Source organism: Aquitalea pelogenes, from assembly GCF_041914625.1.
Lineage (GTDB): Bacteria > Pseudomonadota > Gammaproteobacteria > Burkholderiales > Chromobacteriaceae > Aquitalea > Aquitalea pelogenes.
On the sequence record NZ_JAYSDA010000002.1, the window covers coordinates 69353 to 92699 of the forward strand.

At 60.9% G+C, this 23347-nt stretch carries 22 protein-coding genes; 14 read left to right on the forward strand and 8 right to left on the reverse strand.

Annotated features, from left to right (window positions below):
• Window positions 1–25 precede the first annotated feature (25 nt).
• Window positions 26–1924 carry a propionate--CoA ligase gene (locus tag ACE3SE_RS02380; protein WP_374553691.1) on the reverse strand — a complete coding sequence of 633 codons (1899 nt, stop codon included), beginning with the start codon at window positions 1922–1924 and terminating at the stop codon, window positions 26–28.
• A 380-nt stretch (window positions 1925–2304) separates the two neighbouring features.
• Between ACE3SE_RS02380 and ACE3SE_RS02385 the strand changes: the two genes are divergently transcribed.
• The 11 genes from ACE3SE_RS02385 (at window position 2305) to ggt (ending at window position 15214) form a co-directional block, all read left to right on the forward strand.
• Complete coding sequence (locus tag ACE3SE_RS02385; RefSeq protein ID WP_197077155.1) at window positions 2305–3471, forward strand: PP2C family protein-serine/threonine phosphatase; 1167 nt, start codon at window positions 2305–2307, stop codon at window positions 3469–3471.
• A 27-nt stretch (window positions 3472–3498) separates the two neighbouring features.
• Window positions 3499–4056, forward strand: coding sequence for a SiaB family protein kinase (locus ACE3SE_RS02390; protein ID WP_045846451.1), 558 nt, complete (start codon window positions 3499–3501; stop codon window positions 4054–4056).
• Between the two features lie 11 nt (window positions 4057–4067).
• A complete protein-coding gene (locus ACE3SE_RS02395; protein ID WP_374553692.1) occupies window positions 4068–4454 on the forward strand; it encodes a DUF1987 domain-containing protein in 387 nt (128 codons plus the stop codon).
• A 104-nt stretch (window positions 4455–4558) separates the two neighbouring features.
• Entirely contained in the window at window positions 4559–5818 is a 1260-nt protein-coding gene (locus tag ACE3SE_RS02400) for a glutamate-5-semialdehyde dehydrogenase (protein ID WP_045846453.1), read from the forward strand.
• Window positions 5819–6155: 337 nt separating this feature from the next.
• Window positions 6156–6608, forward strand: coding sequence for a hypothetical protein (locus tag ACE3SE_RS02405; protein WP_374553694.1), 453 nt, complete (start codon window positions 6156–6158; stop codon window positions 6606–6608).
• Between the two features lie 76 nt (window positions 6609–6684).
• Window positions 6685–7044, forward strand: a complete 360-nt coding sequence (locus ACE3SE_RS02410; protein ID WP_374553695.1) for a hypothetical protein — start codon at window positions 6685–6687, stop codon at window positions 7042–7044.
• A gap of 315 nt (window positions 7045–7359) precedes the next feature.
• Entirely contained in the window at window positions 7360–8061 is a 702-nt protein-coding gene (locus tag ACE3SE_RS02415) for an alpha/beta fold hydrolase (protein WP_374553697.1), read from the forward strand.
• 95 nt (window positions 8062–8156) lie between these two features.
• Complete coding sequence (locus ACE3SE_RS02420) at window positions 8157–9539, forward strand: DUF2252 domain-containing protein (RefSeq protein ID WP_374553699.1); 1383 nt, start codon at window positions 8157–8159, stop codon at window positions 9537–9539.
• A gap of 266 nt (window positions 9540–9805) precedes the next feature.
• Window positions 9806–11416: a methyl-accepting chemotaxis protein gene (locus ACE3SE_RS02425; protein ID WP_374553700.1), complete on the forward strand. Its 1611-nt coding sequence runs from the start codon at window positions 9806–9808 to the stop codon at window positions 11414–11416.
• A gap of 574 nt (window positions 11417–11990) precedes the next feature.
• Window positions 11991–13343, forward strand: coding sequence for a glutamine synthetase family protein (locus tag ACE3SE_RS02430; RefSeq protein WP_374553702.1), 1353 nt, complete (start codon window positions 11991–11993; stop codon window positions 13341–13343).
• Between the two features lie 152 nt (window positions 13344–13495).
• On the forward strand, window positions 13496–15214 hold the full coding sequence (gene ggt, locus ACE3SE_RS02435; RefSeq protein WP_374553704.1) for a gamma-glutamyltransferase: 1719 nt from the start codon (window positions 13496–13498) through the stop codon (window positions 15212–15214).
• 14 nt (window positions 15215–15228) lie between these two features.
• Here the strand turns inward: ggt and ACE3SE_RS02440 are convergent, their stop codons facing one another.
• The gene (locus tag ACE3SE_RS02440) at window positions 15229–15543 is read right to left on the reverse strand and encodes a hypothetical protein (RefSeq protein ID WP_045846461.1); all 315 of its coding nucleotides are present in this window, start codon (window positions 15541–15543) and stop codon (window positions 15229–15231) included.
• 248 nt (window positions 15544–15791) lie between these two features.
• Between ACE3SE_RS02440 and ACE3SE_RS02445 the strand changes: the two genes are divergently transcribed.
• The gene (locus ACE3SE_RS02445) at window positions 15792–16250 is read left to right on the forward strand and encodes a universal stress protein (protein ID WP_165494112.1); all 459 of its coding nucleotides are present in this window, start codon (window positions 15792–15794) and stop codon (window positions 16248–16250) included.
• A gap of 96 nt (window positions 16251–16346) precedes the next feature.
• Here ACE3SE_RS02445 and ACE3SE_RS02450 read toward each other — a convergent pair whose 3' ends face one another.
• Window positions 16347–17096 carry a TlyA family RNA methyltransferase gene (locus tag ACE3SE_RS02450; RefSeq protein WP_062788705.1) on the reverse strand — a complete coding sequence of 250 codons (750 nt, stop codon included), beginning with the start codon at window positions 17094–17096 and terminating at the stop codon, window positions 16347–16349.
• 155 nt (window positions 17097–17251) lie between these two features.
• On the opposite strand from ACE3SE_RS02450, the gene ACE3SE_RS02455 reads away from it, so the two are divergent.
• Entirely contained in the window at window positions 17252–17881 is a 630-nt protein-coding gene (locus ACE3SE_RS02455) for a YceH family protein (protein WP_062788708.1), read from the forward strand.
• Between the two features lie 76 nt (window positions 17882–17957).
• On the opposite strand, the gene ACE3SE_RS02460 is transcribed toward ACE3SE_RS02455, so the two are convergent.
• The 4 genes from ACE3SE_RS02460 to ACE3SE_RS02475 all read right to left on the reverse strand — a co-directional run bounded on the left by ACE3SE_RS02460 (window position 17958) and on the right by ACE3SE_RS02475 (window position 21825).
• A complete protein-coding gene (locus tag ACE3SE_RS02460) occupies window positions 17958–18320 on the reverse strand; it encodes a cupin domain-containing protein (RefSeq protein WP_045846465.1) in 363 nt (120 codons plus the stop codon).
• Window positions 18321–18435: 115 nt separating this feature from the next.
• The gene (locus ACE3SE_RS02465; protein ID WP_374553708.1) at window positions 18436–18957 is read right to left on the reverse strand and encodes an arsinothricin resistance N-acetyltransferase ArsN1 family B; all 522 of its coding nucleotides are present in this window, start codon (window positions 18955–18957) and stop codon (window positions 18436–18438) included.
• 59 nt (window positions 18958–19016) lie between these two features.
• Window positions 19017–19727, reverse strand: a complete 711-nt coding sequence (locus tag ACE3SE_RS02470; RefSeq protein ID WP_374553709.1) for a glutathione S-transferase C-terminal domain-containing protein — start codon at window positions 19725–19727, stop codon at window positions 19017–19019.
• 64 nt (window positions 19728–19791) lie between these two features.
• Window positions 19792–21825 (reverse strand): prolyl oligopeptidase family serine peptidase, encoded by a 2034-nt coding sequence (locus ACE3SE_RS02475; RefSeq protein WP_374553711.1) that lies wholly within the window; start codon window positions 21823–21825, stop codon window positions 19792–19794.
• Between the two features lie 365 nt (window positions 21826–22190).
• Here ACE3SE_RS02475 and ACE3SE_RS02480 point away from each other — a divergent pair, with 365 nt between their 5' ends.
• The gene (locus tag ACE3SE_RS02480; protein ID WP_374553713.1) at window positions 22191–22505 is read left to right on the forward strand and encodes a hypothetical protein; all 315 of its coding nucleotides are present in this window, start codon (window positions 22191–22193) and stop codon (window positions 22503–22505) included.
• Window positions 22506–22573: 68 nt separating this feature from the next.
• On the opposite strand, the gene ACE3SE_RS02485 is transcribed toward ACE3SE_RS02480, so the two are convergent.
• Complete coding sequence (locus tag ACE3SE_RS02485; RefSeq protein ID WP_374553715.1) at window positions 22574–23338, reverse strand: alpha/beta hydrolase; 765 nt, start codon at window positions 23336–23338, stop codon at window positions 22574–22576.
• Window positions 23339–23347: the final 9 nt, after the last annotated feature.

The following is a 23347-nucleotide window of genomic DNA, read 5'->3' on the forward strand; positions in this document are numbered from 1 at the left end:
TGCTTCCACCCAATCAATCGTCCGTCTAGGACTGCACCGCCTCGCGCACTTGCTCCAGCCCGGTCGGGTCGTCCAGCGTGGTCAGGTCACCCGGGTCACGCCCTTCGGCCAATGCCTGGATGGAGCGACGCAGCACCTTGCCGGAACGGGTCTTGGGCAGCTGGTTGACGAAATAAACCCGTGCCGGATTGGCAATGGCCCCCAGCTGGGATGCCACCTTGGCAATCACTTCTTTTTCCAGTGCGGCTTTCTTTTCCGGGTCTTTCAACACCGACGGGTCGCGCAGCACGGCAAAGGCCTGCGGCACCTGCCCCTTCAGCGTGTCATGCACGCCCACCACCGCCACCTCGGCAATGGCGGAGTGACCGGACACGGCTTCTTCGATTTCCCGCGTACCCAGGCGGTGGCCAGCGACGTTGATCACGTCATCGGTGCGGCCAAGAATGGTGAAGTAACCGTCGGCATCACGGATGCCCCAGTCGAAGGAGGAGTACACCTTGCGGTCCTGGAACAGGCTGAAATAGGTGTTCACAAAACGCTCGTCCTGCCCCCACACCGTGCTCATGCAGCCCGGCGGCAGCGGCGGAATCACCGCAATCACGCCCTTCTCGCCGGCCGGCACTTCCTCGCCGGTAGCCTCGTCCAGCAGCTTCACGTTATAGCCATACACCGGCAAGCCGGGGCTGCCCAGCTTGGTAGGCAGGACTTCCACGCCATTGCACACGGTCAGCATCGGCCAGCCGGTTTCGGTCTGCCAGTAGTTGTCCAGCACCGGGATTTTCAGTTCCTCGGAAATCCAGCTGGCGGTGGGTTCGTCCAGCGGCTCACCGGCCATGAACAAGGCCCGCAGGCTGGACAGATCGTATTTGTGCAGCCATTCCGGATCCTGCTTTTTCAGCACACGGATGGCGGTGGGGGCAGAGAACATCACCGTGGCGCGGTATTTTTCCACCAGCTGCCACCAGATGCCCGGATCGGGGCGAATCGGCAGGCCTTCGTACACCAGCGTGGCCATGCCACAGATCAGCGGGGCGTACACGATGTAGGAATGGCCCACCACCCAGCCGATGTCCGAGGTGGAGAAGAAGGTTTCCCCCGGCTTGCCGCCGTAGATGTATTCCATGCTGGACGCCAGCGCCACGGCATAGCCGCCGGTGTCGCGCTGCACACCCTTGGGTTTGCCGGTGGTGCCGGAGGTATACAGGATGTAGCTGGGATGGTTGGACTCCACCCACACCACCTCGGCGCGCTCGTCCTGATGCTGCTGACGCAGGGTGGCGTAATCCAGATCGCGCCCCGGCTTCATCATCGGCGCTTCGGCAAGGCCACGATTAACCAGAATCACCTTGGCCGGGGCGGCGGCACCTGCCAGCTCCATGGCCTCGTCCACCAGCGGCTTGTAGGCAATCACCTTGCCACCGCGCATGCCGGCATCGGCAGTTACCAAGAGCTTGGGTGCCGCGTCTTCGATGCGGGTGGCCAGGCTGGCCGAGGCAAAGCCGCCAAACACCACCGAGTGAATCGCACCCAGCCGCACCGTGGCCAGCATGGCAAACACGGCTTCGGGAATCATCGGCATGTAGATCAGTACCCGGTCGCCCTTGCCCACGCCCTGTGCCTGCATGATGGCGGCAAAGCGGCTGACTTCTTCGTGCAGCTGGCGATAGGTGTAGGTGATTTCGGCACCGGTTTCGCTGGAGACATGAATCAGCGCGGCCTGGTCAGGCCGGGTTTCCAGGTGGCGGTCTACCGCGTTGTAACAGAGGTTGGTCTCGCCACCAGCAAACCATTGGCGAAACGGTGGATTGTCGTATTGCAGCACCTGCGTACAGGGCTTGTGCCAGTGAATCCGCTGTGCCTCGGCACCCCAGAAGACATCTGGCTGCTCGATGGAACGGCGGTGGAATTCTTGATAGGCGCTCATGCAGTCTCCCGAGGATGTAGGCTAGTTCATTGTTTTATTTATCAACCAAGCGGTTGCTAGATTAACAAAATAAGCCCTTTGCCTCACAGGGTCAAGCCTGATCACAGCCAAAGCCATCCGCGCAAGCTGGCCGGTGGGCCCAAAGCAACAACCCTGGTCCTGCAATTACCGTAATTTCACTTACAATATACAATTACTAATTGGTACGTATTTGATTAGCGATAAAGCAAAATTCATGGTGTCGTAACCGAATCATCATGCGGGAATCCTAGACTGCCGCCAGTCACTTCTTGCCGAGACACACCATGCCGCTAGACAGCACGCCCCAGCCCGCACACACCGCCACAATGGCTGGTCATCTGTTGCAAACGCCGCCAACCGTGAGCCCTTCTGACAACAACTACCACGTACTGGAGCTGTTCTCGCAGGACGAATCACTGGCCAACATTCCGGTGGTGGAACAGCAGCGCGCGGTCGGCATCATCAACCGCAATACCTTCATGAGCACGCTGGCACGGCCCTTCCATCGCGAAATTTTCGGCCGCAAGCCCTGCACCTCGTTCATGAATGCCAGCCCGCTGATCGTGGACTACCTCACACCCATCACCGAGCTGTCCTTCATGGCGCTGGAAGCAGACCGCAAGGTGCTGTCCGACGGATTCCTGATCAATCTGGACAATGCGTATGCCGGCATGGGCCAGGGGGTGTCGCTGATGCAGGCGCTGGCCGACCAGCAGGCAGAAAAGCACCGCCAGATGATGGAAAGCATCAACTACGCCAGCGTGATCCAGCAGTCTTTCTTGCAAAGTTCGCGCCGCGACATGGCCGCCGCGCTGGACGACTACTTCATGGTATGGGCCCCGCGCGACATCGTTGGCGGCGACTACTACTACTTTGTCAAACGGCCGGACGGCTTCTTTGTGGCCGTCATCGACTGCACCGGCCATGGCGTGCCGGGTGCCTTCATGACGCTGATCATGGCCTCCACCCTGAAACAGGTACTGAGCAGCCACGACCTGCACAACCCGGCCGCCCTGCTGCGCGCCATCAACCAGCAGGTCAAGCAGTCGCTGGGCCAGCTCACACCGGAAGAAGCCGGCCTTGCCGATCACCCGGAACTGAACTCGGACGACGGCATGGACGGTGCCTTCTGCTGGTTCGACAACGCCAGCCGCACCCTCACCTACGCCTCGGCCAAGACGCCGCTGTTTGTACTGCAGCCGGGCAAGGACGAAGTGGACACGCTGGACGGCAACAAGAAGGGCGTGGGCTATGTCGGCACCCCGCTGGACTATCACTGGGACAACCACCAGGTGCAATTGCCGCCGGGCAGCCGCTTGTATATCAGCACCGACGGCATCATCGACCAGATCGGCGGCCCCAAGCGCATCTGCTTTGGCAAAAAGCGACTGAAGGAAAACATCCTCAAGCATGCTGGCAAGCCGATGCAGCAACAACAAAAACTGCTGATCGACGCCTTCCTCAAGTGGCAGGGCGAAAACAGTCGCCGCGACGACGTCAGCCTGTTCGGCGTCCACCTGGCCTGACCCATCAACATAGCAAGTGAGCACAGCATGAGCCTGACCGACTTTCACCGATTCAAGGAACTGGCCCGCCAGGAAAACGTGGTGTTTTTCTATACCGGCTACTTCTCGCAAAGCATTGTCACTGCCATGGGCGATTCGCTGCGCCTGCGGCTGGCCAGCCTGGATGCCAGCCAGACCGCCCGCCGCAAGCTGTTTTCCGTCTTCGTGGAAATGGCACAAAACGTGGTGCATTACTCCGCCGACCATCTGAGCGCCAGTGCTGCTGACGACCACGAAATCCGCATGGGCTCGTTGTGGGTGGGCGAAACCGATGGCCAGTTTTACGTGGTCTGCGCCAACCCCATCACCCCGGAAGGGGTGGAGCACATCCGCGCCAAGCTGGAACCGCTGCGCACCATGACCAATGAAGAAATCAAGGCACGCTACAAGGAAAAGCTGCGCGCGGAAGGCGAAGCCGGCAGCAAGGGCGCCGGCCTTGGTTTTCTTACCGTGGCCCGTGACTCCAGCAATCCCATCGAATTCGATTTTGTTGAAGAAAACGACGGCAAACCCTTCACTACCTTCTACCTCAAAGCCACCATTTAAAAGCAGCCATCATGCAAAACCTGTATATCGCGCCCACTTCGTCCACCCCGGAAGTGAATTTCCAGTTCGACCGCCACCAGCTGAGCCTGCGCGGCGAGAGCTACCCGGAAAACGCCCACGCCTTCTTCGGCCCCATCATGCAGGCCATCAAAGCCTACCTGCCCACCCTGCAATCCACCCAGGTCACGGTGGACGTGCAGCTGGCCTACTTCAACAGTTCCAGCACCAAGGTACTGCTGGAGTTGTTCGGCCTGTTCAACGATGCGGCCGTGGCAGGCAATTACGTCACCCTCAACTGGCACTACATCGAGGACGACGAAACCATTCTGGAATTCGGCCAGGAAGTGGCGGATGACTTCACCGCGCTGGATTTCAACCCCTGCGCGCTGGTGGAGTAAACCACTGTCCGACAATATCCATCTGGCGGCTGACTGGATACGGCTGCAGGTTTTGGGGTAATCTGGCTGACTACCCCGACAAGATCTGATTCAGGACATCCGCCATGAATGTGAAGGACTACATGCAGCGCGTCGGCCAGGCGGCGCGCAAAGCCAGCCGCGCCATTGCCAAGGCCGATACCCGCCAGAAAAACCAGGCACTCAATGCCATGGCCGATGCCATCGTGCGTGACAGCGCCAAATTGTTGGCGGCCAACCAACAAGACCTGGACGCCGCCCGCGCCGCCGGGCTGGACGCCGCCTTCATCGACCGTCTGGCCCTGTCTGACGCCACCGTGGCCAGCATGGCCGAAGGCCTGCGCCAGATCGCCGCCCTGCCGGACCCGGTGGGTGAAATGGATGACTTCTGCTACCGTCCTTCCGGCATCCAGCTGGGCAAGATGCGTGTGCCGCTGGGCGTGGTGGGCATCATTTACGAAGCCCGCCCCAATGTCACCGCCGATGCCGCCGGCCTGTGCCTGAAATCCGGCAATGCCACCATCCTGCGTGGCGGCTCGGAAGCCTTCCACAGCAACCAGGCCATTGCCGCCTGTGTCAGCGAAGGCCTGCGGGTGGCCGGTCTGCCGGCCGAAGTGGTGCAGGTAGTGGAAACCACCGACCGCGCCGCCGTGGGCGAGTTGATCACCATGCAGCAATATGTCGACGTGATTGTGCCGCGTGGCGGCAAGAGCCTGATTGCCCGCATCAGTGCCGAAGCACGCGTGCCGGTGATCAAGCATCTGGATGGCAATTGTCATGTCTACATCGACGACACCGCCAATCCGGACAAGGCCTTCAATATCGCGATGAATGCCAAGACCCAGCGCTATGCACCCTGCAACACCATGGAAACCCTGCTGGTGCACACCGCGTTTGCCGAATTCATCCTGCCGCGCCTGGCTGAAGCCTACTGGGAAAAGGGCGTGGAACTGCGTGGCTGCGAACGCACCCGCGCCATCCTGGGCGACAAGGTACTGACGGCGACGGAAGAGGACTGGTTTACCGAATACTCCGCCCCGATTCTGGCCATCAAGGTGGTGAAGGATCTGGACGAAGCCATCGAGCACATCAACCACTACGGTAGTCATCACACCGATGCCATCGTCAGCGAAGACTACGGCCGCGCCCGTCGCTTCCTGCGCGAAGTGGACTCCTCCAGCGTGATGGTGAACGCCAGCACCCGCTTTGCCGATGGCTTCGAATATGGCCTGGGTGCGGAAATCGGCATTTCCACCGACAAGATCCACGCCCGTGGCCCGGTAGGACTGGAAGGCCTCACCAGCCAGAAATGGGTGGTACTGGGTGACGGTCAGGTGCGCGGCTAAGCCGGACTGACGGTTGGCCCCCTCTCGCTTTCCGAAAGGAAAGCGAGGCTCCCTTGCAGGACAAGGGCGGGGGGATTGGGATCAGATGGTTAAGGCTGTGAAATCAAATACTTATTCGAAAGGACCGGCTTTGCCGGGTCCAGTGCAATCGTATCAAATTACGTTGTCTGCAGCCTGAGAAAACCGGCCCCGGCCGGTTTTTTTGTGCCTGCCACATGCACCGGCAGCGGCAATTTCCCCACAGGCAGTCCGGGGACCAGGACAAAATCCGGCCACCGCTTGCCAGCCTGCAAAGGCTTCTCTAGTGTAGGAAAACTGGGCAGACCGGGGGGTCATCATGCTGCAATGGCTGCTTGCCACGCTTCATCTGCTGGCGCTGGGCTGCGGCCTGGGTGCCATCGCCGCACGCGGGCGCAATCTGGCTGATCAGCCCGATGCCCCGGCCTGGCAGCGCAGCCTGCGCGCCAATAACTGGTGGCATCTGGCACTATGCCTGTGGCTGGCAAGCGGCCTGCCCATGCTGGGCCAGCACCCGGAGCAGCTGTGGATGACTGGCAGGCTGCCGCCAGTGGCCCTAGCCAAGCTATTAGGCTGCCTGCTGCTGTTCATGCAGGAATGGCGCAGCCTGTCCCTGCTGCGCCAATGCCGCGAACGACTGGAAAGGGGCCGCTTGCCCGCAGATGAGCTGCGCAGTCGGCTATACCGCGCCAGCCGCCGGCAACTGGCCTTGCTGCTGCTGTTGCTGCTGTTGTCCACCGCCTGGCATGCCTGGCTGTTCAACACTCCTTAACATCTGCCCGCCCGGAGGGTGGAACCAGCCCCCAGGCACAGCACTCCATCCGTTTTTATTATCGGGAAACCAACCCATGCCACCACAGACCCTGTCCCGCATCCTGCCTGTCCTGGCCTGCCTTGGCATTTTTTCCGCCAGCATCAGCGCGCAGGCAGAAAGCACCTTGCAATTACAGTCCGCCAAAGCCCCGGCAGAAATTGCCGAATGCTTGCAGCAGGGCATGCGTCGGCTGAAGATTCCCGACGATTATGTAAAACGGGACACCGCCAGTGACGGTGCCGCCGCCGTCCGTCTGCTCAATCCGGTCAGCAACAACACCAGCCTGCAAGTCAGCATCACACCGCAAGCATCGGGAAGTCAGGTGCAGGTGGACCAGAACGGCATCCCGCTCACCCCGCCCTGGCAACGGATGATCAAACGCTGCGCCGAATGAATACACAGGCCATCACAGGCCTGCCATGACAACCCAGCCGTCCTGCCGGATGGCTGTGGATAATATGAAAAACTGCTGAAGATCAGTGGATAGCCTGAATAGTTTCTGCACAAGCTGTGGATAAGCTGTGTTTTCATGCACATTTGTGTGACAAGCCCCATCGCTGACGACGTAACACGCTGTGTACAAAGCGTAAGGAAACACCTGTAGCGGTGGATACTGTGCACAGCCTGTGGATGTTTCTGTGGATAACACCCACATGACAAACACCTGTACAAGGGGCAAGATTCCCGTTTTGCCCCCCCTTTCACCGCCATGTCCTTGTTCCCGCTGCCCTGTGGCGACCATCTGCTGCACGGCGATCAACTGCATTGCGCGCAACCACGCACCCACCTGCTGTTGCTGCACGGCGCAGGCAATGGCCAGCGCGCGCCTTTCCTGCCCCTGCGTCATACCTTGCAACAACAAGGCATTGCCAGCACCGCCTTTGATTTTGTCGGCCATGGCGACACCGGCGGCAGCCTGACTGGCTCCAGCCTGGCGCACCGGGTCAGCCAGACTCATGCCGTGCTGGCGGCCAGCGGGCTGCACACACAGCCTCTGGCCTTGCTGGGCAGCAGCATGGGCGCTTATATCGCCATCCGGCTGCTGGACGACATTCAATGCAGCCACCTGATCCTGCAAGTGCCCGGCGCTTACACGCCAGATGCCTTTGCCGTCCCGTTCGGCCCGGCTTTCAGCGCCGTGCTGCGCCAGCAGGACAGCTGGCTGGATAGCGATGCCTGGGACAGGCTGGCTGGTTTTCGCGGCCATCTGCTGCTGGTGGAGGCAGAACACGATGCCGTGATTCCCCGCGCGCTGAGCCAGCGGCTGCATGACAGCGCCAGTCAGGCCAAAAGCCGCAGCCGCTTGCTGATTGACGGTGCCGGCCACCTGCTGGCTGCCCACTGGCAAGCCCATCCGGACGCCGCCCGGCGCTATCAGCAGCACATTGCCCGCTTCCTGTTGCAGGACTGAAGCCGCCGCAAGCAGCGCGCCATGCCGCCAATCATCAAAATTTCATGACTTAACCATTACACTGGGGCTGACTGTCATCTATCAGGTTGCCTGCCATGCCTAGCACTACCCATCCTCAATATGAAAACGGCCTTGCCGCCGGCAAGGCCAGACGTGAACACTGCCCGCGCACCCGGCAGGCAGAATGCGTACTCAGCCCCAGCCGCGATGTGCTGGCCATGCTGCGCCAGAGTTCGGCGGACCGCGTACCCGGACTGATTGGCCTGCGCTACCAGCGCATGCAGGCCTCCCCGTTTGCCTTTTTCCGCGGCATGGCCATGATCCAGGCCGCGGACCTGGCCGCCGGCCCTGACAGCGGCATCCACCTGCAAGTATGTGGCGATGCCCATCTGATGAATTACGGTTTTTTTGCCTCGCCGGAACGCCAGCTGATGTTCGACATCAACGATTTCGACGAAACCCATCACGGCCCCTGGGAGTGGGACCTGAAACGCCTGGCCGTCAGCGTGGTGCTGGCCGCCCGCCAGCGCGGCTTTGGCACCGTCAGCGGCGCACAGGCGGTTTATCAGTTGGTGGGCACCTACCGCCGCCGCATGCAGGACTACGCCCGCATCAGCCAGCTGGAGTTGTGGTACAGCAAGGTGGGTTTTGAGCAATTGCTGGAACGCTCGCCCAACGACACGGTACGCCAGCAATTGCTCAAGCTGGCGGACAAGGCCAGAAACCAGACACAGGAAAAACTGCTGCCCAAGATGACGGTGCTGGACAATGGCAATCTGCGTCTGCAAGACAATCCACCGGTCATTTTTCACATGCAACAGCAAGACCAGGTATGGGGCAATGACGAACACTGGCTGGGCGAAGGGCAGGCCCACGACCTGCTGCGTCCCATGCTGGCCGCCTACCGCACAACGCTGAAGGAAGATCGCCAGACGCTGCTGGAGCGCTTCCGGCTGGTGGACGCGGCTTTCAAGGTGGTGGGTGTGGGCAGTGTCGGGACACGCTGCCTGGTGATGTTGCTGCAGGACAACTACGACCAGCCGCTGTTCTTGCAACTGAAAGAAGCGCGCCGCTCGGTGCTGGAGCCCTACACCGCGGCCTGCGTGCATGGCCATCAGGGCAAGCGGGTGGTATTTGGCCAACGGCTGATGCAGGCCGCCAGCGATGTATTTCTGGGCTGGACGAGCGGACCGGGTGAACGGCACTTCTATGTGCGCCAGCTACGCGACATGAAGGCCGCACCGTCACTGGAGTCATTCGCCAGCGCGGACAGCCTGGCTGCCTTTGGCCAGGCCTGCGCCTGGGCACTGGCCAGGGCGCATGCCAAATCCAGCGGCCGCGCGGCCGAACTGGCCGGCTATATCGGCCAGTCGGACAAATTCGACCAGGCCATTGCCAGCTATGCCACCGCTTATGCGGATCAGGTAGAACGTGACTTTGCAGTTTTCACTGCCGCCCTGGCAAAACAGGAGCTATAAACAAAAGAGTTGAAAAAACGACACAAGCGTTTGCCGGATTGGGGTTTTCAGCAGTTATTTTTCCCGGTGAACACGGTTTAGTATTAAAAATGCCACGGTATATTTTTAATGCCGATTGCAAAAGCGGACTCACTGCATCACCCCTCACCGTCCTTTGCCTGCATAACAAGCTGCGCTGCCTGACTTGGTAGTCTGGGAAAGCGCAGCAGGAAAAGGGGCCATGACGGTGTTTGACAAAACCAATACAGCCAACCGGGAAGACAACCGTGCGAGTCAATACCCGCCTCATCATCATCGTTGCAGCCAGCCTTTTTGCCCTGATCGCGCTGGCGGCATCGTCCCTGTACATCACGCGCAGCACGCTGCAGAGTGAAAAACGCGAGCAGATCACCATGCTGTTGCGCATGGCGGAAAACACGCTGGACTACTATGCCAAGCAGGAAGCCAGCGGCAAGCTGAGCCGCCAGCAGGCGCAAGACCAGGCACGCAAGACGCTCAAGGCACTGAAGGTGGATGACATTTACTTCTTTGCCCGCGACAAGGATAACCGGCTGGTGCTTCATCCCAAGGCGGAGCGCGAAGGCAAGGTGGACATGGGCAGCACCGTACCCGACGGCCGCACCACGGTAGCGGTGTATGACGAAGCGCTGCAAAAGGACCACTACGGCATCGTCACCATCCTCACCTCGCGCGGGGCCAACAAGGAGCAATTGCCCAAGCTCAATGGCGTGGTGCGTTTCGACCCATGGGGCTGGACGGTTGGCACAGGCTTCTTCATCGACGACATTGACGCCCTGTTCTGGAAGCAAGGCACGGTGCTGCTGGTGCTCAGCGCCGTGGCCGTGGTGACGCTGATTCTGCTGGGTGCCGCCATGTCGCGCAGCATCGTGCGCTCGCTGGGTGGTGAGCCGGCCTATGCCGCCCAGGTGGTGCGCCATATCGCCCAGGGCGACCTGACCGAGCGGATCGAGGTCAATGGCCCGCCGGAAAGCCTGTTGGCCGCCATGCAGGAAATGCAGCAAAAGCTGCGGGAAATGATCAGCCAGATCCGCCAGTCCACCGATGACATCGGCCATGCCGGCCAGCAGCTGTCGGAACAAATGCAGAAAGTGGACGAGGTATCCGGCATTGCCAGCAACTCCACCGCATCCGCAGCGGCCTCCATCGAACAGCTGTCGGTCAGCATTGATCACGTCAAGGACAATGCCGGCGGTTCGGAAGAGGGCGCACGCCGTTCCAGCCAGCTGGCGCGCGAAGGCGAAGTGGTGGCCAAGGAAGCGGCCAGCGGTATCCAGTCCATTGCCACCCAGGTGGGCGATGTCAGCGACCTGGTAGGGAGCCTGGCCGAACGCACCCGCAATATCAGCGGCATTGCCGAAACCATTCGCGACATTGCCAACCAGACCAACCTCCTGGCACTGAATGCCGCCATCGAAGCGGCACGCGCCGGGGAAATGGGCCGCGGTTTTGCCGTGGTGGCCGACGAAGTACGCAAACTGGCCGAGCGTACCGCGACCGCCACCGATGAAATCACCCATATCGTCCAGGCAGTGGTCAACGAAACCGGCACGGTAGCTGGCCGCATGGAAGAAATCCGCCCGGCAGTGCAACTGGGGGTAGGCAAGGCCAACCAGGCGGCAGAAACGCTGGACACCATCAGCCAGCAGGCCCATGCCGCCCTGGAAAGCCTGCACGCCGTGGTCAGCGCCATGACCGAACAAAGCCAGGCCGGTGCCAATATTGCCGTCAGCGTGGAACAGGTGGCCGGGGTGGTGGAGGAAACCCAGTCCTCGGTACAACTGGCGGTGGAAGCCATGCACAACATCGACAACCACGCCCGGCAACTGAACGCTTCGGTATCCCGCTTCCGGCTGTGACGCGGCAAACCCGCCCCATGGCAAGCGGATGCCAGACAGCCTGGCAGGGTGATTTGCAGATACAGGGCTGAACCTGGCAGTGCAGGGATGATTCGGGAAGGCTGGTTGTCAGCACGGCCTTCCGGTTTCATTCCCACCACGCCGCCCTTGGCTGACATCAGCGCTGCACTTCTCCACAGGCTTGATGAATTTGTGATCACACGACAGCACTACCCCATGTGTGCTGAGCAAACAGCCCAAGACCGCGACAGGCCCCGGCATCATCCAACCTTCCTGGCAAAGCCTTTGCCTGAACACTCTTCCCGATAGATTCCCATCCATCCGCTCTTGCGCGGCCAGAATGCCGCGCATTCCACACCAAGCACGAAACACATTTTGTGATCATACTGTGGCCTGTCTCATACAGCAGCCTTGTATTTGGGCCACATCCGATCAACAAGGCGACGCCACGCTTGCCCTCCCCCCTGCCGGTGGCATAATGCCCACAGGGCCAAGCCCGCAAAATCAAAAAAATGCATGACAGACAGACAGGCAGATAGATAAAACAATCGAGAACGCTCCAAGGGAGACCTGCATGTCCCAACTCTCCATCACGGCCGCTCAGGCCGAATGGTTGACGCAACAAAACGTCCGCGACGTTGAACTGGCCTTTGCCGATGTCAGCGGCTTCCCGCGTGGCAAGACCCTGCCCGCACAGGCGCTGATCAAAGGCCAGGAATTGCGCATTGCCCGCGCCGTGGCCATCCAGACTTGCGTGGGCGAATTCCCCGATTACCGTTTTTACGGCGAGAACGATCCGGACGTGGTACTGCGCCCGGACTTTGCCACCCTGCGCCCGGTACCCTGGGCCAAAACCCCGCGCGCGCTGGTGGTGTGCGACAACATCGACCATGACGGCAACCTGTCGCCGCTGGCTCCGCGCTCGGCACTGAAAAACATCCTGGCCCGCTATCAGGCGCGCGGCTGGACCCCGGTGGTGGCTCCCGAGCTGGAGTTCTACATTTTCGCCGCCCATGCCGACGCCAATCAGCCCTATCAGGCACCGGCGCTGCGCACCGGCCGGCGTGAAAGCGGCTTCGATGCCTTCAGCTTTTCCACGCTGAACGATCTGGAAGGCTTCTTCGACGACCTGTATCGCGCCTGTGAACAACTGGGCATCAACACCGATACCTATGTCCATGAAATGGGCCCCAGCCAGTTCGAGATCAACCTCAAGCACGGCAATGCGCTGGAACTGGCCGACCAGACCTTCCTGTTCAAGTACGCGCTGAAGGAAATCGGCTATCAGCACGGGCTTAACGTGGTGTGCATGGCCAAACCGCTGTCCGGTCAGCCCGGCAGTTCCATGCACTTGCACCAGAGCGTGGTGGATGGCCAGGGCAACAATGTGTTCAGCCTGGCAGATGGCGAAGCCAGCCCGGACTTCTTCCACTACATTGGCGGCCTGCAGCAATATCTGCCGCACCTGATGCCGCTGTTCTGCCCCAGCCCCAACTCCTTCCGTCGCTTCGTCAAGGGTCTGGCCGCGCCGGTCAATGTCAGCTGGGGCGTGGACAACCGTTCGGTGGGCATCCGTGTGCCGGTATCCGGCCCGGCCGCGCGCCGCGTGGAAAACCGCCTGCCCGGCTGCGATGCCAACCCCTATCTGTCGCTGGCCGCCAGCCTGGGCGCCGGCTTGTTGGGTGTGGAAGAAAAGCGCAGCCCGAGTGAGGCCGCCATCGGTAATGTCTTCAACAACGACGATGCCGCCACCCTGCCCAACACCCTGGATGCTGCCTGCGCCCTGATGGCCGCGCACGACACCGCCAAGCGGCTGTTCGGTCAGGAATTCACCGATGCCTATCTGGCAGTGAAGGATATCGAGCTGAGCCACTATCACAACCAGATCACCGCCTGGGAGCGCCAGTACCTGACCACGCTGGCCTGATCCTCCGTCAGCCTGCCAAGCTGCCTGCCGCCCTGTTGCGACTGGCAGCTTTTTTGTTGCCAACCGCGCTGGATTGACCCTGCCGAACGCCTGAGCCACCATGCTGCTGTCCTGTCCAGACCAGACTGCCAACCCCGTCCCCGAGGAATGACATGCGTTTTACCGCCCTGCTCTTGTTGCTAGTGCCGCTGTGCGCACTGGCCGATACCGCAGCACCGGAAGCGGCCAGCGGCTTTCAGACCCGCCCTGCCGTTTACAGCCGCCACAGCATGGTCAGCACGGCCAATCCCTACGCCAGTGCAGCCGCACGCGATATCTTGCGCCGTGGCGGCAGTGCCATTGACGCAGCCATCGCCGCACAACTGGTGCTGGGGCTGACCGAGCCACAATCCTCCGGCATTGGCGGTGGTGCTTTCATGCTGTATTTCGATGGCCGCAAACTCACCAGCTTTGACGGCAGGGAAACCGCCCCCGCCACTGCCGAGGCAAACCTGTTCCTGCAAAAAAACGGCCAGCCGATGGATTTTTACCGCGCAGTAGTAGGTGGTCGTTCGGTTGGCGTGCCCGGTGTGGTGGCCATGCTGAAACTGGCGCACCAGCGCGGCGGCAAGCTCGCCTGGGCCAGCCTGTTCCAGCCTGCCATTACGCTGGCACGCAACGGTTTTGCCATGTCACCGCGCCTGCACACCTTGCTGGGTTCGGAACGCTTCTTGCAGCAAGACCCGCAGGCGCGGGCTTATTTTTATCAGGCTGATGGCAGTCCGTTGCCGGTTGGCTCCCGGCTGAAAAACCCGGACTACGCCGCCACGCTGGAGCTGCTGGCGAAGCAAGGCCCGGCAGCGTTTTATCAAGGAGAGATCGGCCGGGCCATCATCGAAGCCGTCAACCATCACCCGGTCAACCCCGGCCGCATGCTGGCGGCCGATCTGGCCGCTTACCAGGCCATCGAGCGCAAACCGCTGTGTGGCCCGTATCGCAGCTGGCAGGTATGCGGCATGGATGCACCCAGCTCCGGCGGGGTTGCCGTCTTGCAGATGCTGGGCGTATTGCAGCGCTTCCCGCTGTCTTCCATGTCGCCCACCGGCAGCAACACCATCCACCTGTTTGCCGAGGCAAACAAGCTGGCATTTGCCGACCGCAACCGCTATCTGGCCGACCCGGGCTTTGTCAGCGTGCCCAGCCAGGCCCTGATTGCAACGGACTACCTGCAACAGCGCAGCCAGCTTATCAACCCGGCCCACAGCATGGGACGCGCCACAGCAGGCGAGCCTTCCGGCATCCGGCTCAGCCGTTATGGCCGGGACAATGCGCCGGAATTCCCATGCACCTCGCATCTGAACATTGTGGATGGTGACGGGCGGGTGGTCAGCATGACCAGCTCCATCGAAGACCAGTTTGGCAGCCGGCTGATGGTGAAGGGCTTTTTGCTGAACAACCAGCTCACCGATTTTTCTTTCCGTCCGGATGAAGACGGCACGCCGGTTGCCAACCGGGTGGAGGCACGCAAGCGCCCGCGCAGCAGTATGTCGCCCACCGTGGTGTTTGATGCCCGCGGGCAATTCCTGCTGGCCACCGGTTCACCGGGTGGCAGCCAGATCATCGGCTATGTCGGCCAGACGCTATTGGGCTTGCTGGACTGGAAACTGGACCCGCAGCAAGCGGTGAGCCTGCCACACTATGGCAACCGCAATGGAGATACCGAACTGGAAAGCGGACGCGGTCTGGATGCACAGGCCAGTACCTTGCAAGCCATGGGGCATGTGGTTCGTCAGGTGGAGATGACCAGTGGCCTGTCGGCCATCGTCAAAACCTCGCGTGGCTATGTCGGCGGAGCCGATCCGCGCCGGGAAGGCGTGGTGCTGGGTGATTAGACGGCTGGCCGCGCTCAGCGACGGCTGGCCTGCAGGCGCTGGGCCAGTTCGGCAATGGCGCTGTCCCGGTCCAGTGGCGGCATGCTTTGCTGCTGGGTGGCGCTGATCCACTTTTCCACTTGCGACCGATCTCCACGTGCCGCCTTGAGCAACAGGCCAAAAGCCTGACCGGTGCTGTGTTCCAGCGGCTCCACCGGGCGTGACTGGGTATGGGCTGCATAAATACGGCTGTCCACAGCCCGGCCCTGCTTGTTGCGTTTGCCGGTGTGACGCAACCACAGCAGCAACAGGATGATGCTCAACAGGCTTAGCAGGACGAAAGTCAGCATGGCGTAGAAATTTCCCCTGAAAAAGAATGAAATTCGCAACATCAGTCGGTGTCGACTTATGTGCTTATTTTAATATTTGTGATAGATCAACTGCCTGCCAATTAGTTCGAGAGACGCCAGTCTGCTCCCGAGTATGCTAAAACCAAACACAAGATGCTGTCGCCACCCATGCCGACATCATGGCATGCCTTGCGTACAGTACAGGCCAGCGCAGCTGGTTTACCGCCGGTATAGAAGAGGAGTATGCCATGTATCAACATATCGTGATTGCCGTAGATGGCAGCAAGACGGCAGAAAAAGCACTGGATGAAGCAATCCGCATTGCAAAAATAGCCAAATCGTCGATATCGCTGGTACATGTCGCCAGCTTGCGCGACATGGCGATTGAAGGCGTGGGCGCGCTGGATACCCACCAGTTGCACGATCTGGCTTTCAGGCAGGCGCGCGAGCTGCTGGAGAAAGCAGAAAAGCGCATCATCAACGAAGGCATTGGCCGGGTGGAATGCCATATTGCGGAAAGCTGGGAGGGCGGCAAGGATATGGCCGAATCACTGATTCGCTTTGCCGACAGTCGCCATGCGGAACTCATCGTCATCGGCACGCATGGCCGTACCGGCCTCGCGCATCTGCTGCTGGGCAGCTTTGCCGAAAACGTGATGCGCAAGACACATTGTCCCTTGCTGGTGGTACGCGGCAGCGAGGACTGACACAGCGTTTTTCATCCCACCGCACCACAACGCCACAGGCAAGGTGGCGGGTGCCATCCGCAGCGGCCCACGCCCCTGCGGATTTTCTTTGCCGGTTCAGAACAGCGGACGCGCCAGCACAAAGAATTCCTTGTTGCCATCGGCACCGGTAATCGGGCTGTCAAACCAGCGCTCCACCTTCCAGTCCAGCTCGTCCAGGCAATCGGTGATCTTGTCCTGCACCCCGGCAAACAGGCTTTCATCGCGGACGATGCCGCCATGCCCCAAGGCTCCGCGCCCCACCTCGAACTGGGGTTTCACCAGGCCAAGCAGGCAGCCGTTCTCGCCCAGCAAGGGCAAGGCAGACGGCAGGATCAGGGTGAGTGAAATGAAAGACACATCGCACACCATCAGGTCGAAGGGCAAACCGTCATTGGCCTGCAACAGGCGCTGGCGGTCCAGCTCACGCGCATTCACCCCTTCAAAGCAACGCACGCGCGGGTCATCCCACAGGCGCGGATGCAGCTGGTCGTGCCCTACATCCACGCCAACCACATAAGCGGCACCGGCCTGCAGCACACAGTCAGTAAACCCGCCGGTGGACTGGCCCACATCCAGCACCCGCCAGCCATGGATATCCAGCCCAGCTTCCTGCAGGGCGGCATCCAGCTTCTGCCCACCGCGAGAGACAAAGCGGTCGGATGGGTCCGGCCGCACTTCCAGTGGCGTACCCGCCGGAAACTTGCTGCTGGCCTTGCTGATGACCTGCCCGTTCAGGCTGACCCGGCCGGATTCCAGCAGGTGTTGGGCCGCCGTGCGCGAAGTGGCAAGTCCTTGTTCCACCAACAGAAGATCTACCCGCTTCATCCCGTTTTCCTTGCTTGCATTTCAAAAGGCGACAGGGTGGCCAGTCCGCTGCGGCCTGTCAAGCCTCACGCCGGTGCAAGGCCGTACTGCAAGTCGGCTTGGTGCCTTGCCGTGCTTGGTGCGATGATGTGCGCATTGCCATAAGGAGCACCGCCATGGACACACATCAACTGGATGCCGCCGAAGTACGCGTACTGGGCGCCTTGGTCGAAAAACAGGCCCTGACGCCGGACAGCTACCCCCTGACGCTCAACAGTCTGTCATCCGCCTGCAATCAGCTCACCAGCCGTGAGCCGGTGATGCAGCTGTCGGATGCCGACCTGAGCCGGGCGCTGGACAGCTTGCAGACCAGAAAACTGATTGCCGAGCGCCTGCCCGCCGGCAGCCGGGTGGCCAAGTACGAACACCGGCTGAACTATGAATGGAATATCGACGGCGCCAGACTGGCCGCCCTGGCCCTCTTGATGCTGCGCGGCCCGCAGACCAGCGCCGAAATCCGCACCCGTGCCGGACGGGTATATGGCTTTACCAGTGTGGAAGAAGTGGAAACCGCGCTGGAAGCCCTGGCCGACAAATACCCGCCGCTGGTGCAAAAGCTGGCGCGGCAACCGGGCGAGCGCGAAGCGCGCTGGTGCCATTTGCTGAGTGGAGAACCGGTGCTGGCCGAAACGGTCAGCAACGCGGTGATCGATGTCGGCCTGACCGGCCGTGTAGCGGCACTGGAAGCCGAAGTGACGGCACTCAAGGCGCGCCTGCAACAGCTGGAGCAAAGCCTGGGCGAATGACAGCCAGCCTCACCATGAACAAGCCCCGCCACGGCATCAGCCGCTGCGGGGCTTTTTTCTGTCTGGCCGGAATGGCTTACCTGGGCTCGAAAATGGCGTAGGTCTTGCGGGCGGGCTCCAGCACTTCCCACTCGCCTTCGAAACCGGCGGGAATGACAAAGTGATCGCCAGCATACAGCTCGACACTGTCCCCTTGCAGGTCGGTCAGGCGGACATAGCCTTCCAGCAAGGTACAGAATTCGTGTTCGTGGTATTTCACACGCCAGCGTCCGCAACCGCCACTCCAGATACCGGCGTGAAACTGGCCGCTGGGGTCGGAATAGTGGTTTTCTACCGTCTGGGCGCATTCACCTTCCAGCTGCCGGTCTGCCGGGGCGTTGAATTGTTCAACCCGCACCGGGTTGCGCTGAAACACGATGATGTCACTGGCCTTGCCCATGTCTTTCGCTCCACTGAGAAATTATTTGATCAAATTTCTCACAAAGTGGACGCTGGCGCAATTGTCGCTAACGCACCAGTCTGGTGAAACAACGGGTCACAACAGGGCAGCGAGCTCAGGCACCAGGTGGCCCTTCGTTCAGGCGCAGTTCCCAGTAGCCGACATCCAGCCAGCGTTCCGCCTTCCAGCCAACCTGGTGGAATGTCGCCACCTGCTGAAAACCCAGGCTCTGGTGCAGGGCAATGCTGCCAGGATTGGGCAGGGCAATGCCGGCAATGGCCAGGTGCAGCCCCAAACCGCGCAAATGCAGCAACAGGCTGCGGTACAGGCGCCCGCCCAGGCCCTGGCCGCGAGCCTCGGGAGCAAAGTACACCGAGGTTTCCACCGCATAACGGTAAGCAGGACGCACCCGCCAGCGGGTGGCATAGGCGTAGCCCAGCAACTCGCCATGCAGTTCCACCACCAGCCAGGGCAGGCCTTGCTGCGCCACTTTTTCCAGCCGTGCCACCATGTCCTCCACCGTCACCGCTTCTTCCTCGAAACTGATGGTGCTATCCAGCACATAGGGGTTGTAGATGGCAGCCATGGCCGCGGCATCTGCAGGTGTGGCGGGGCGGATAAGGATGTCACGACTCATGGCAAGGCTTTCGGGCTGACGGGGGTCTGCATGGCTTGCAAGAATCACGCCAAGCATGGCTACACCTGCCATTCCGGGAAGTACTGCTGGCGCAGGCGGCTCACATAGTCCACCAGATTGGGATACTGGCTGACCACCTGCCGACTGGGGGTGTCACCCAGCGTGGCCAGCAGGGCCGAGGCGAGAAAGGCAAATACGGTGGCGTCCAGCCAGCACGGGGCCGCACCCAGCATGTAGGGCTTGTCCGCCAGCAGGGTAGCCAAAGTGGCGATATCCAGTTGCAGCAGGCGCTGGCGTTCCGCCGGGCTGAAACGCCCCAGGCCCTGGCCGTGCAGATTGCCACGCACCTTGCGCCGGATCATGCGGATGACCATGCCGCGCAGCAAGAATGGCACACGCTGGAAAAACACCCCCGGGCCGCGGGCAAACACCGCGTCATCCAGCCAGCGTTCATGCACCACACACCAGTACAGATGGTCGCTGCACAGGCACTCCACGCTCCAGGCCACGGCCTTGTCGGCATCGGACAGCCCAGCATCCAGCGTAATTCCGTATTGCTCGGCCAGATACAGGCGAATCAGGGTGGAGTCCGGCACCTGCGCACCGGCGTCGTCGATATAAGGCAGCTTGCCCTTGGGCGCTGTGCGCATGCTGCCACGCTGCTTGCGGTAAGGCAGGCCGGAGAGCTTGAGCAGCATCTCGGCCTTGATGACAAAGGGGCTGGGGTCGGGCAGGCCGAATGCCGGTCCGAAGGTGTAAAGCGTGATCATGCAAGCTTCTCCACAGGGCGGGAATCGCCCAGACTAGCACCGCCGCCCGCCGATGACGATGGGTTTAATCCATCAGTTGCTGATACAGGTACACCAGCACCCGCGCCAGTTCCGCTGCGGTCTGCTCCTGACCGGCATTGCCGGTATGGCCACCGGCATCGGTTTCCATCAACAAGGCCGGATGCCCCAGCGCCTGCATCTGCGCCACCATCTTGCGCGCATGGCCGGGGTGTACGCGGTCGTCGCGCGTGCTGGTGGTGAACAAGGGCAGTGGGTAGCGCGCAGCGGCTTGCAGCTGGTGATAGGGCGAATAGGCCTGCAAGGCTGCTGCCTGTTGCGGGTCTGCCGGGTCGCCGTATTCGTCTATCCAGCTGGCACCGGCCAGCAGCTCGGTATAGCGCAGCATGTCCAGCAGCGGCACCTCGCACACCACAGCCTTGAACAACTCTGGGCGACGCACCATGCAAGCGGCTACCAGCAGGCCGCCATTACTGCCGCCTTCTATGCCCAGCTTGTCCGGGCTGGTCAGGCCGCTGCCAATCAAGGCCTCGGCCACGCTGCAGAAGTCATCAAACGATACCGGGCGCTTGATGCCCTGCGCGGCCTGATGCCAGCCGGGGCCGAATTCCCCGCCACCACGAATGCAGGCCAGCACGAAGGCACCGCCCTTTTCCAGCCAGTGTGCGCCGAAGTTTTCCACGTAGTAGGGCATCATCGGCACTTCAAAACCGCCATAGCCGTACAACAGCGTCGGGGTTTGGCCATCAAGTACCGTATCGCGGGCGCGCACCACGAAATAGGGAATGTCCACGCCATCGGGCGCGGAGGCCCAGCACTGCTCGGCCATAAAGCGGCTGGCGTCAAACGCAGCAGGCTGCTGGCGCAGGCAGTCCTGCTCGCCGGTGGCCACATTCAGCCGGTACAGGCCGGTGGGCGTGAGGAAGTCGCTGAAGCTGTAGCACAGCACATCGCTGTTCCAAGGCTGGTCGGCAAATTCGATGACGCCGCTGTCGGGCACCGGCAGGCTGCGGGCATGCCAGCTGCCATCCTGCCAGTCGAAAGCCTGCAGACGACTGCGCACATTGTCGATCAGGTTCACCACCACGCTGCTGCGGGTGGTTTCCACCGACTCCACCGCCAGTCTGGCAGCCGGAGCCACCAGTTGCTGAATACGGCCCTCATCACCCAGCAGACATGTCAGTGGCACCGCCAGCAGACTGCCGGCGGCATGGGTTTTGTCCTGCCAGCACCAGTCTTCCGCCAGTTTGACGATGAACTGGCCATGCAGATAAGCCTCGATATCCGCCTTGGGCGGCAAAGGCAGCGGGTGGGTCTGCAAGGCGGCGTCGATCAAGTGGTAAGTCTTGCTGTAAAAGCCGTCCGCTGCTTCGATCAGGTCCAGCCAGCCATCCGGCCCGTCCAGATAACGCCAGGCGGCCACCATCATGGCCTCCTGGTCGGCCACAAACAGCTGCTGCCATTGGTGCTGGCCATCGGTCCCCCGCTCTACCAGCCACACTTCGCGTGGATAGCCGGAACGGCTCAGTGGTGCGCCCTTCCAGCCGGGGCACACCAGCACGCTGTCCGGATCGCGCCAGGCGATATGGTTTTTGCCGTGCGGAAAGCGAAAGCCCTGCTCCACCCAACTGGCAGTTTCCAGATCGTATTCCCAGGCCAGGCTGGCATCACCGCCGCCCTCGCTCAAATGCACCAGCACGCGGGAGGGCTGCACCGTGCAGTGCGCCACCCCGTCCAGATACCAATCCTTGCCGGCAGCGGCAGCAATGGCATCCACGTCCAGCACGGTATGCCACTGCTGGCTGGCCGCCTGGTAGTCCGCCAGCGTGGTGCGGCGGTAAATGCCGCGCGGGTGGTGTTCATCCTGATGAAAGTTGTACAGCCAGCCGGCGTGTTCGGAAAAGAAGGGAATCTGCCGGGTATCGCGCAGATGACTCAGGATTTCCTGGCGCAAGGGCGCATAGCGTTGATCAGCATCCAGTACCGCCTGGGTACGCTTGTTTTGTGCGGCAACCCAGCTGTCTACGGCGGGGTCGTCCAGGCTTTCCAGCCACTGGTGGGTATCGGGGAGGTGGGACATGGGAGAACCAGAAATGCAAACAGGCGACAGCTTAGCATCGACAGCCTGGCTTGCTGCAGCCGCGTGAGGCTTGGCCATTAAGCGGCATCTGTCTTTGGTACGGTAGCAAATTAAAATTTGATGACTATAAGCAAATTTCTAGCGCTCTGATTTAATTGTATTTCATTTAAAATGACCGAATAAAATGACAATATAATCAACAATTGATAATTTGTCATTTAAAATTAGATTTTTAATTAAAGAATTTTGCTGATTTTTAAAATATTTGTTTAATAACAGCTATTGCACAATAGCACTGATGAGTCCTATAAATTCGGTAGAAATTTCTGAATTGATCAGGAAAAAATCTCAGCAAGGAGCTCATCATGAAAAAAGTCATCGCTGCCACCACTTTGGCCTCCCTGCTGCTCGCGCAAGCAGCGTTTGCCTTCTCCGGCACCATCACTTTCCAGGGAGCCATTGTCAAAACCCCCTGCGCCATTCCGGCTGCCACCTGGGTAAGCTATGCGCAAAAACCTGCCAGCTACCGGATGGCACGCCAGGCGGCACCAACCCCCTACTGTGCCGATGCGACGGCCACCCAATCGGTGCAGATCAGCCGCATTGTCACCACTGAGGATCGTGCTGGCGATGTCCGCAACGAGCCGGTCAGAAGCATGGTGACTGTTGTGTATAACTGAGCACGCCTCATGAAACATGCAGATCAGACCAGCCTGCCCTCCCGATTAGTGCAGGCCTGGTTGGCAAGTCAGTGCTGACGAATCCAGCGCGCCACCTTGTCCACCACTTCCGCTTCGATACCGTTATAGCCATGCGCTGCCCACGGCTGGCACGGGTCGCCCTTGTCCATGCCGCCATCCACCAGCAGCAGTTCCTTGCTGCGGGATGATTGCAAGCCATCCATCACCGGCTGGACATTCTGATAAAGCGTCACCTTGCACTGGTCGTGCTGGTGCTGCACCACCAGCACCGGCTGGGTCAGTTGTGGCAGGGCGAGGTCGGCCACACCGCCCCGATCACGGTTGATGGTAGAGGTCAGCACCACGCCATCCACTTTGTCCTGCAGGCGAATGGCGACGGCGGCAGCTGAGGTGGTACCGCGACTGGTGCCTACCAGCCATACCGGCACAGCGGCCCGCTGGCGCAGCTGGGCGATGACCAGCGCAATGTCCTGTGCGTGTTCGGCACTGCTGCGAAAATCCCCCCGGTTGAGATTGTCAGGGTGGTCGGACGGGGCATCCACCACCGCCACCTGAAAGCCCTGCGCGGCCCACTGCTGGCGGGTACGCACCAGGAAATTGCCGGCTCCCGCATGCAGCTGGCCGTCATCCCCCAGCCTGAGCACCCCTTCGCCGCCGGTAAACAGAATCAGGCTGGCCTGCGGTTTGCCTTCCGGTTCCAGCAGCAACATGCGCAGCGTGACTGATGGACGGGTTTGCAGTGTCAGCATCTGTTCCTGTGCCTGCACCGCTCCACAACAGAAGAACAGCAAGGCTGTCAGCAAGTGTTTCATGGTTCCTCC

Coding starts and splice junctions, on each gene's coding strand:
- ACE3SE_RS02485 (WP_374553715.1), bottom strand. CDS start 23,338: ATGAAACACTTGCTGACAGCCTTGCTGTTCTTCTGTTGTGGAGCGGTG.
- ACE3SE_RS02440 (WP_045846461.1), bottom strand. CDS start 15,543: ATGCTGACTTTCGTCCTGCTAAGCCTGTTGAGCATCATCCTGTTGCTG.
- ACE3SE_RS02470 (WP_374553709.1), bottom strand. CDS start 19,727: ATGATCACGCTTTACACCTTCGGACCGGCATTCGGCCTGCCCGACCCC.
- ACE3SE_RS02405 (WP_374553694.1), top strand. CDS start 6,156: ATGCTGCAATGGCTGCTTGCCACGCTTCATCTGCTGGCGCTGGGCTGC.
- ggt (WP_374553704.1), top strand. CDS start 13,496: ATGCGTTTTACCGCCCTGCTCTTGTTGCTAGTGCCGCTGTGCGCACTG.
- ACE3SE_RS02450 (WP_062788705.1), bottom strand. CDS start 17,096: ATGAAGCGGGTAGATCTTCTGTTGGTGGAACAAGGACTTGCCACTTCG.
- ACE3SE_RS02445 (WP_165494112.1), top strand. CDS start 15,792: ATGTATCAACATATCGTGATTGCCGTAGATGGCAGCAAGACGGCAGAA.
- ACE3SE_RS02480 (WP_374553713.1), top strand. CDS start 22,191: ATGAAAAAAGTCATCGCTGCCACCACTTTGGCCTCCCTGCTGCTCGCG.
- ACE3SE_RS02390 (WP_045846451.1), top strand. CDS start 3,499: ATGAGCCTGACCGACTTTCACCGATTCAAGGAACTGGCCCGCCAGGAA.
- ACE3SE_RS02415 (WP_374553697.1), top strand. CDS start 7,360: ATGTCCTTGTTCCCGCTGCCCTGTGGCGACCATCTGCTGCACGGCGAT.
- ACE3SE_RS02395 (WP_374553692.1), top strand. CDS start 4,068: ATGCAAAACCTGTATATCGCGCCCACTTCGTCCACCCCGGAAGTGAAT.
- ACE3SE_RS02410 (WP_374553695.1), top strand. CDS start 6,685: ATGCCACCACAGACCCTGTCCCGCATCCTGCCTGTCCTGGCCTGCCTT.
- ACE3SE_RS02430 (WP_374553702.1), top strand. CDS start 11,991: ATGTCCCAACTCTCCATCACGGCCGCTCAGGCCGAATGGTTGACGCAA.
- ACE3SE_RS02460 (WP_045846465.1), bottom strand. CDS start 18,320: ATGGGCAAGGCCAGTGACATCATCGTGTTTCAGCGCAACCCGGTGCGG.
- ACE3SE_RS02465 (WP_374553708.1), bottom strand. CDS start 18,957: ATGAGTCGTGACATCCTTATCCGCCCCGCCACACCTGCAGATGCCGCG.
- ACE3SE_RS02380 (WP_374553691.1), bottom strand. CDS start 1,924: ATGAGCGCCTATCAAGAATTCCACCGCCGTTCCATCGAGCAGCCAGAT.
- ACE3SE_RS02420 (WP_374553699.1), top strand. CDS start 8,157: ATGCCTAGCACTACCCATCCTCAATATGAAAACGGCCTTGCCGCCGGC.
- ACE3SE_RS02475 (WP_374553711.1), bottom strand. CDS start 21,825: ATGTCCCACCTCCCCGATACCCACCAGTGGCTGGAAAGCCTGGACGAC.
- ACE3SE_RS02400 (WP_045846453.1), top strand. CDS start 4,559: ATGAATGTGAAGGACTACATGCAGCGCGTCGGCCAGGCGGCGCGCAAA.
- ACE3SE_RS02455 (WP_062788708.1), top strand. CDS start 17,252: ATGGACACACATCAACTGGATGCCGCCGAAGTACGCGTACTGGGCGCC.